This window comes from Rhizobium croatiense (assembly GCF_019793465.1).
GTDB classification, from domain to species: domain Bacteria; phylum Pseudomonadota; class Alphaproteobacteria; order Rhizobiales; family Rhizobiaceae; genus Rhizobium; species Rhizobium croatiense.
The window spans coordinates 50363-58694 of record NZ_JAILYJ010000025.1 but is presented as its reverse complement, the minus strand read 5'-3'; the positions used below and the strand labels follow the sequence as shown (position 1 = coordinate 58694).

Genomic DNA, 8332 nt, shown 5'->3' with positions numbered 1-8332 from the left:
CAGGCTCTCCCACGGGCTTGGGGTCCCAAAGGTGCAACGGTCTTCCATCCGCCACCGCAACAGGCAGTACTACGCCAATAGCGGGTAAAGGGAAGTTACAAAGGTGCCGGCAGGCGGATGAGGGGGCTACCCGGACTTCCCTCCCGTAAAGGCCTATCCCACTACGCCGACCGCAGCGCCCTGTACAAAGACCGGCTTCGCCGGCCCCTCATCCGCCCCGCCCTACGGGCACCAGCCTGGGCGAGCCACGGGTCTCGCCCGTCCTTCGGACCCCCGCTGGGGAGAAGAGGGAATCACGAGGTTGCGGCTATTCCTCGGCGCCGCGTTTACCGGACTCCCGCTCACTCTATCCCGGCCGCCAACCAACCTCGACGAGGATATTCCCCGGCGCCGTGCAATAAAACAGCCAGCCGCCGCGCATGGCGGCCGGCGGGCCAGAGAGCACGGCACCGGCGGCGGCAAGCCCGGCATGGAGGGCATCGACGTCACCCCTTTCAGGCAGGATGAAGCCGATGTGATAGGTCTGACGGCCTATCTCCACCTGGTCGGCGGTGCCCAACCTGGCGATGGCGTGGCTCAAGACGATCTCGAGGCCGGCGTCATCCTCCAGGATCGCCAGGCCGTTGTTGCCGCGCATATCCTTCAGCTTCAGGCCGAAATGGCGGATGAAGAAATCCGCCGTCTCAGCAATATCGGGTACGTGAAAATCGAGATGGTTCAGGCGCATGACAGTCTCCGTTCAAAAAGTCCCGGGACTGACCGTCTCCGCACGCCGCCGGGATCCCGCATTTCCATGCGGATCACGTCGCGGGTTCTCGCGCCCTGGGGCACGGAGCAGAGCTTCGTCAGAGCGCTTTGACGCTCTGACGGAAGGGACCGGGCTTACCTCAACCGATCCTGCCTTTTTCGACGAAGCCGATCTAGCAGGCGGCTTCGGTTTCGGCAATAGATGCGTTGCCACACGCCTGGTAGAGCGGGATTTTCGCCCTAATCTCAATAGCTGGCAGCCGACTGCTCCGGCGTCCCCGGCGACGCTTCCCGAAGGATTGAAGAGCGGCATGGGCATTGTGTGGTGCGCGCGCTCCGCTAAGGCGTAGAGTGATGTCATTCACGGAGGGATGGATATGAAACCTGCAATCATCGGCCTCGTCGGCACACTCGTTCTCGCGGGATGCAGCACCGTCAGCTACAGCGGACCGGGCCTCGAACCCATCCCCGGAAGCATCACCTACAACGGTCAACCGCGCAGCAAGCTCACCAAATCGCCTGCTGGTTCGGCCTTTCCGCATGATTTCATCGACCAGTACGGCCGGCAGGTGGAAGAAACCTACATCATCCAGCCCGACAGAAGCCTGATCATCGCGCATCGGCGATACAAGCCGATCCGGTTCTTTGGGATTAGGTCTGGGTTGGGATGGCTTTGCCCTCGAGCGCTCAAATGCGGCGTTGGCTCAAGAGATAGCTGACGTCGGCGACCCCGCGGGGAACCCTGATGATACCGTTGAAACCGACGACGTCCGAAAGTTTAAGCGAAATTCAGGAGGCGCTTCGTTTGCCGAAGCCGAATGTCTTTCGCAGGCTGCTGTCGACTGCGCTTGCCGGCATGAACCTGCGTAGCCGGCTGAGCAGCGTTGCTTGGCCTCCGGCCGGTTGGCGCATTCGGTATGGACCGTTGATTGTGGCCAGGATTTTCTCTGCGACTGCAAGCGCAGACGGCGCGGTTCTGATCTGGGCCTGTACCGCCTTGATGGTCGCATCGGCCTGTGTTGCGTAAGCACCCAGGGGTGCTGCGGTTTGTGCCGCGTTTACGTCGAGCTTGGTGTTCGTAAAGGTCGGTTCAAGGAGCACCACGCGCACGTTGAACTCGCGAATCTCATGATCGAGCGACTCCGACAGTCCTTCGAGTGCATGCTTGCTGCTGGCATATATTCCCATGAACGGTGCAGGCAGGAAGCCCAGGACCGAACTGATATTGATGATGAGCCCGCTCCGGGCGGCGCATAGAGGGCAAAGCAGCGCGGATCATGCGCAAAGGCCCGAAAACGTTGGCATCGAATACCGCTGAGCTTCGGAGGGCGACGTGTTTTCGACAGGGCAGACCAACGAAACGCCGGCATTGTTGATCAGGATGTCGATCTTGCCCGCTTCGGACAAAACCCATTCAACAAAATTGGAGACGGAGGCGTCATCAGTCACATCGACAGTCCCATAGCGCACGCCGGGAATGGCATTGGCGCGCTGCGGGTTACGCACGCCTCCAAAGAGCTGGAAGCCGTTTTGTGCAAGAAGGCGGGCTGACGCTTCGCCGATCCCTGAGGATGCTCCGGTGATGACGACAACTCTATTGTTAGACATGCATGCTCCTCGGTTTGGCGCGAGTGGTTGATTACGTGCTCAATAGAAGGGTCAGAACTTTTCACCCCCAAAGGATCTTCAGGACATGACATCAATCGCTCAACGCGCAGGCGCTGCTTCACAAATAAGCACATAAGATGTTGATTGACATCTATCTATTTTAGATGTCAATCGAAATATAAAATCAAGCGCTTTTTGCTAATAAGCTCAGCGGCAAGCCTGAGGACCTCGGATCAGATAGCGCCAGTGCCCGCCCGCCCGGAGTTGCGCCGATATTTCCGGCGCCGATGATTCCGATCTTCACAATCGCTGGGATGAGCGGCGGCGCGCGGATCTGATTTGCCGAGAGCTTTCATGATGAAGCGGATTTGCGCATCCAGGCTCACCGCGGTGGCCTCTGCCTCCTGAACCCGTTGCTCTACCAGAATCGGATGGAAAAACGGCAAGAACGCGGTGATGATGCCCTGTGCAGCTTCGTCGGCGTCGTCAACCTTGAACTCGCCCGATCGCTGGCCCTCGCGGACAAGTGCTTTGAGGATTGCCAGGATTTGCTCGTTATGCGCGTTGATGGTTGCCCAACTTCCATCGATGGCGGCGACGAGCAGCTCGTGCATGCGTCTGTCCTCCACCAATATTCTCGTGCTGTGCCGGTGAATGGCGGTCAAAAGATCAACCAACTTTTTGCTCGCCGGCGCATCTGTTCGGGCAATCGCCAGAGCGATTTCAGCAACCTCCTTGACAACAAGTCCGCAGACGGAGCTGTTGATTGCCGTCCATGACGGAAAGAAGCGATAAACATTCGCGCGGCTCATGCCGAGCTCCGAGGCGATGTCGGCGACGGACGTCTTATGATAGCCGATCCGCCGAAAATGCTTTTCCGCCACCTCAAGAATCCGCGTCCGCGACTGCTCAAGGTCACTTCCGCTCGGATCCGCAAACATCATCGCCGCCTCCGGAAGGTCACTCGGCAGCCATCGCTGTTGGTAACTCCACGTCCTTCGGTGCGTTTTCCTGACTGTCATTTTTCGTCGGCTTGATGCGGAACCATGTCGCGTAAAGGGCAGGAAGGAAAAGCAGGATCATCACGGTGCCGACCGCCGTGCCGCCGATCAGCGTATAGGCCATCGACCCCCAGAACACCGAATGGGTGAGAGGAATGAAAGCGAGGACGGCGGCAAGGGCTGTCAGGATGACGGGACGCGTCCGCTGCACTGTCGCCTCGATGACGGCGTGATAATCGTCGAGACCGGCTGCCTTATTCTCCTTGATCTGTTCCGTCAGGATCAGGGTGTTGCGCATCAGAATTCCGGCCAATCCTATCAGTCCGAGAATGGCATTGAAGCCGAAGGGCTGATTGAAGAGAAGCAGAACCGGAACGGCCCCGGCAAGACCGAGCGGCCCCGTCAGCATGACCATGGTCATCGTCGACAGGCTGCGGACCTGCAGCACGATGACGATCAGCATGGCGGCAACCATCGCCGGGAAGATTTTGACGAGGGCGGCGTTGGCCTTGAGGGATTCTTCGATGTTTCCGCCCATCTCGATACGATATCCCACAGGAAGCGAGGCGATCAGCGGCTGAAGCGCCTTCAGAACCTGCTGCGAGACCTCCGGCGGCTGCGACGCCTCGTTGATATCGGAACGGATCGTGACAACAGGCGTTCGATCGCGACGTTTCAGGATCGGTTCTTCAAACCGGATTTCGGAGTGGCCGATCTGATCGAGCGGGACCTGCCGCCCATCCCGGCTCATCAGCGAGAAGTCTGCCAACCTCGACGGATCAAGCCGGTTGCCGCCAGCGCTGCGCGCGACGACAGGCACGCTGCGGATATTCTCGCGAACCTCGGTAATCGGAATTCCGCTCAGCAGCAATTGCATCTGCTGGGCCGCTTCGGCCGGTGACAGGCCGATCAGGTTCAGCCGATCCTGGTCGGGAACGAAGCGCAGCACCGGCGTGCGGTTGCCCCAATCGCGGTTTGCCTGGCGCACATCCGGCACGCTCTTCATGATCTCGAGAGCTTTTTCGGAGATCTGGTACAATTGCTCCTGATCGGGGCCGGTGACCCGGAACTCGACCGGAAAGGGCGTGTAGGGACCGAAGACGAGCTGCGTGACGCGGACATAGGCTTCAGGGGCGAGCCCATCCGAAATGGCCGCACGGAGCCGATGCTTCAAGTCCTCGCGTGTGTGAGCGTCAGGGGTCAGCACGACGATCTTGGCGAAAGACGGGTCGGGCAATTCCGGGGCCATGGCAAAGAAGAAACGGGGAGCGCCCTGCCCGACATAGCTGGTGACGGTCTTGGCCTCCGGCTGTTTCTGCAGCCAGTGTTCGAGTTTCTCCACCGCCGCCGTCGTCGTCTCGATGCTGGTGCCTTCGGGCATGCGGACTTCGACGAGGACTTCGGGGCGGTCCGACGTCGGGAAGAACTGCTGTTTCACCGCTCCCATTCCAACGACGGAGGCGCCCATCGTGATGGCGACCACCGCACACGTGACGAACTTGTGGCGCACGGTGAACTCGATAACCCGCCGCAGGCGCCGGTAGTTCGGGGTGTTGTAGATGGCGTGATGGCCACCCTCGACCGGCTTGATCGCCGGCAGCATCTTGACGCCGAGATAGGGCGTGAAGATCACCGCGACAATCCAGGATACGATCAGCGCAAAGCCCACGACCCAGAAGATGTTGCCGGCATATTCGCCGGCGGTTGATCGGGCAAAGCCGACCGGCATCAATCCGATGATCGTCACCAGCGTGCCTGATAGCATCGGGGCTGCCGTATGGCTCCAGGCATAGGCGGCCGCCTTGATGCGATCCATCCCCTCTTCCATCTTTACGACCATCACCTCGATGGCGATGATGGCGTCGTCGACGAGAAGGCCGAGCGCCAGGATGAGAGCACCAAGGGTGATGCGATCGAAGAACCGGCCGGTCTCCAGCATGATGAGGAAGACGACGGCAAGTGTCAGCGGAACGGCCAGCGCCACGACGATCCCGACGCGCCAACCAAGGCTGACGAGGCTGACGAACAACACGACGCCGAGCGCCATGGCGAATTTCAGCATGAACTCGCCGACGGCTTCCTGGATATTGACGGCCTGGTCGCTGACCTTGGCGAGCGTCATGCCGAGCGGCAAGGTCTTTGCGATCGCGGCGGATCTTTCTTCCAGCGCCTTGCCGAGCTCCAGACCGTTCCAGCCCTGTTGCATCACCGCGCCGAGCATGATCGCAGGCTCGCCATCATGGCGAATGAGGTAGGTGGCCGGATCTTCATAACCGCGCCGCACGTCGGCAAAATCCGAGAGCTTCAAGGTGCGTCCGCCTGCGGCGATCGGCGTGTCGGCGATCGCCTGGATGCTGTCATAGGCGCCATCGAAGCGAATGAACACCTGAGGCCCGCGCGTATCGATCGATCCCGCCGGCGTCACGGCGTTTTGCCGCTGCAGAGCGGCCGCGATGTCCTGTGCCGAAATGCCGAGGGTGGCGAGCTTCGCATAGGAAAATTCGACAAAGATCTGTTCGGGCCGCTCACCGAGGATGTTGATCTTCTTGACTCCAGGCACATGCAGAAGATCCTGGCGGATCACCTCGGCCTGGCGCACCAGCTCGCGCATCGGCATGCCCTTGGCCTTCAGCGCATAAAGACCGAAGCTGACATCGGAATACTCGTCGTTGACGAAAGGACCGAAAACGCCCTGGGGCAGATTGCGGGCCTCGTCCCCAAGCTTCTTTCGGGCCTGATAGAATTCCTCTTCGACCGCCGTGGACGGCGTGCTGTCCTTCAGCGTCACAGTCAGAAAGGCGTATCCCGGCCGCGTTGTCGTTTCGACGCGATCGTACCAGGTGAGTTCCTGTAGGCGTTTCTCCAGCGGCTCAGCGACAAGATCCTGCATTTCGCGCGCTGTCGCACCTGGCCAGACGGTTGTCACGGTCAAGGTCTTGATGGTGAAGGAGGGGTCTTCCGCACGCCCGAGCTTGACGAATGCATAGGCGCCGGCGGCGGCCAGCAGAATGATGAAGAACAGCGTAACGGCCCGTTCGCGGACGGCGAGCGCGGATAGATTCAAGTTCATCAGTTCGCCGCCTCTGCTTGTTCCACCGTGGTTCGAACGCTGGCGCCGTCCTGCAGCAAATGGGCGCCAAGAGCGACGATCGGCTCGCCTGCAATCACGTTGGAAACCACCGCGAACTCCTCACCTATTTGTTCTATCTTCACCTGCCTGAAGTGAACGGTCGAAGATTTGTGATCGAAAACCCAGATGCCGGTTCGACTGCCATCGTCCAAAACGGCGCCGACGGGCACCGCGGCATGCGATTGGCCACTACTGTTTGAGATTCTGATCGTCACCGTCGCGCCAAGCGGGGCCGACGCTGCGGCGCCATCCAGAACCCAGCGCGCTTCATAGGTGCGGGTTTGAGGATCGGCGGCGTCGGAGATCTGTCGAAGCCGCGCCTTGTCTGGCCCGCCTTCCTTTCCATAGATACTGGCATCGGCTATCTCACCGATTTGCGGCCTCAAGAATTCCGGAAGCCACACCAGCGCTTCCCGTGGGCCAGCCTGTGCGAGCCGGACGACGGTTTGTCCCGCCGTCACGACTTGTCCCGGCTCTCCGAGCGTTTCGACGACGGTTCCATCCGTGTCGGCCACCAGGACGGAATAAGCGGTTTCGTTTTCAGCGACCTTCGCGTCCGCTTGCGCCGCGGCAAGCTGGGCGGTCGCGGTATCCAGTGCTGCCTTTGCCTGTTCATAGCGCTGCGGCGTCGCGGCCAATCCGTTTTTCACCAAAGCGGCGTAGCGTTTCTCGTCTGCTTGCGCTTGGATCAGCACAGCTTCGGCTGCAGCGACCGCGTTTCGTTTCGCAGTCAGTGCGAGACGCAGATCGGTCTCGTCGATGCGCATCAGGGGCTGGCCGGCCTTGACCTGTACGCCAACATCCACATAGCGCTGCATGATCTTGCCGGGCACACGAAAACCGAGATTGCTCTGCACGCGAGCGGCGATGGTGCCGGTGAAGGTGCGTGCGGCTGTCTCCGGGCTCTTTGCGTCCACCAGCTTGACGAATGGTGGCGCGATGCGGGGGTCGGCGGCTTGCGCGCTTCCTTCCGAGGGCTCGCCGACAAGGATAAACGCCGTGGCGCCGGCAGCCACCAGGAGGCCGAGAGAGGCGAGGAGAATTTTGCGGTTCATGTCATTAAGCCTTATTGACGGGCGCAGCTATTCATTTAGATTGCGATCTAACTCTAATTCGGCTATAGATGTCAAATGAAATCTAATTGGAGATCGCTATGAGAGTCAGTCGCGCTCAGGCCGAGGCCAATCGTGAAACGGTGATCAATGTCGCAAGCCGGCTCTTCCGGGAGCATGGCTTCGACGGCATCGGGCTGAAAGATCTGATGAAAGGTGCCGGCCTCACGCAAGGCGGATTCTACAAGCAGTTCGAATCAAAGGACGATCTTGCAGCGCTGGCATCCGGGCGAGCGATGGAGAGCGCCGTTCGCCGGTGGTCGAGGGTTGCCGCCGGAAGCGCCGATCCCTTCGGAGCGGTTGTCGGCATGTATCTTTCGACCGGGCACCAGGAAGAGAAAGGCGATGGCTGCCCCTTGGCCGCGCTCGGATCCGACGCGGCGCGTCAGAGTGAAGCGGTACGAGCTCCATTCCAGAATGGGATAGAAGCCCACCTTCAGATCCTCGACGAACTGCTCCCGGCATCGGATGGCACGAAACCTTATGACAAAGCCATGATCGTCCTCTCCCTCATGGTGGGCGCCGTGACCATTTCTCGCATCATGACCGATCAGGCCATGGCGGAGCGTCTGCTTGAGACCGCTGCCGGTGCAGTCAAGCACATCGCTGGCGGCAGAGACGAAGAATGAGATTTCGGTTGCGATGAGGAGCTGGAGCGGGTGAAGGGAATCGAACCCTCGTATTCAGCTTGGGAAGCTGCTGCTCTACCATTGAGCTACACCCGCGATGCGCTG

General features: G+C 60.3%; 5 protein-coding genes, 1 tRNA gene and 2 pseudogenes. 2 read left to right on the top strand and 6 right to left on the bottom strand.

Annotation, left to right across the window (positions count from 1 at the left end):
- Positions 1–346: 346 nt before the first annotated feature.
- Positions 347–727, bottom strand: a complete 381-nt coding sequence (locus tag K6M89_RS28605) for a VOC family protein (protein WP_097582373.1) — start codon at positions 725–727, stop codon at positions 347–349.
- Between the two features lie 397 nt (positions 728–1124).
- On the opposite strand from K6M89_RS28605, the pseudogene K6M89_RS28600 reads away from it, so the two are divergent.
- Positions 1125–1397, top strand: a pseudogene (locus K6M89_RS28600) (hypothetical protein); the annotation flags it as partial.
- Between the two features lie 139 nt (positions 1398–1536).
- Here K6M89_RS28600 and K6M89_RS28595 read toward each other — a convergent pair.
- The 4 genes and pseudogenes from K6M89_RS28595 to K6M89_RS28580 all read right to left on the bottom strand — a co-directional run bounded on the left by K6M89_RS28595 (position 1537) and on the right by K6M89_RS28580 (position 7541).
- A pseudogene (locus K6M89_RS28595) lies at positions 1537–2355 on the bottom strand (oxidoreductase).
- A gap of 233 nt (positions 2356–2588) precedes the next feature.
- Positions 2589–3299 carry a TetR/AcrR family transcriptional regulator gene (locus tag K6M89_RS28590; protein WP_222141767.1) on the bottom strand — a complete coding sequence of 237 codons (711 nt, stop codon included), beginning with the start codon at positions 3297–3299 and terminating at the stop codon, positions 2589–2591.
- A gap of 16 nt (positions 3300–3315) precedes the next feature.
- Complete coding sequence (locus tag K6M89_RS28585) at positions 3316–6426, bottom strand: efflux RND transporter permease subunit (protein WP_222141766.1); 3111 nt, start codon at positions 6424–6426, stop codon at positions 3316–3318.
- The gene (locus K6M89_RS28580; protein ID WP_222141765.1) at positions 6426–7541 is read right to left on the bottom strand and encodes an efflux RND transporter periplasmic adaptor subunit; all 1116 of its coding nucleotides are present in this window, start codon (positions 7539–7541) and stop codon (positions 6426–6428) included. The genes K6M89_RS28585 and K6M89_RS28580 overlap by 1 nt, the downstream gene beginning before the upstream one ends.
- 98 nt (positions 7542–7639) lie before the next feature.
- On the opposite strand from K6M89_RS28580, the gene K6M89_RS28575 reads away from it, so the two are divergent.
- Positions 7640–8227, top strand: a complete 588-nt coding sequence (locus K6M89_RS28575) for a TetR family transcriptional regulator (RefSeq protein WP_222141770.1) — start codon at positions 7640–7642, stop codon at positions 8225–8227.
- Between the two features lie 22 nt (positions 8228–8249).
- Here the strand turns inward: K6M89_RS28575 and K6M89_RS28570 are convergent.
- A tRNA-Gly gene (locus K6M89_RS28570) sits at positions 8250–8323 on the bottom strand.
- Positions 8324–8332 lie beyond the last annotated feature (9 nt).

Coding starts and splice junctions, on each gene's coding strand:
- K6M89_RS28605 (WP_097582373.1), bottom strand. CDS start 727: ATGCGCCTGAACCATCTCGATTTTCACGTACCCGATATTGCTGAGACG.
- K6M89_RS28590 (WP_222141767.1), bottom strand. CDS start 3,299: ATGATGTTTGCGGATCCGAGCGGAAGTGACCTTGAGCAGTCGCGGACG.
- K6M89_RS28585 (WP_222141766.1), bottom strand. CDS start 6,426: ATGAACTTGAATCTATCCGCGCTCGCCGTCCGCGAACGGGCCGTTACG.
- K6M89_RS28580 (WP_222141765.1), bottom strand. CDS start 7,541: ATGAACCGCAAAATTCTCCTCGCCTCTCTCGGCCTCCTGGTGGCTGCC.
- K6M89_RS28575 (WP_222141770.1), top strand. CDS start 7,640: ATGAGAGTCAGTCGCGCTCAGGCCGAGGCCAATCGTGAAACGGTGATC.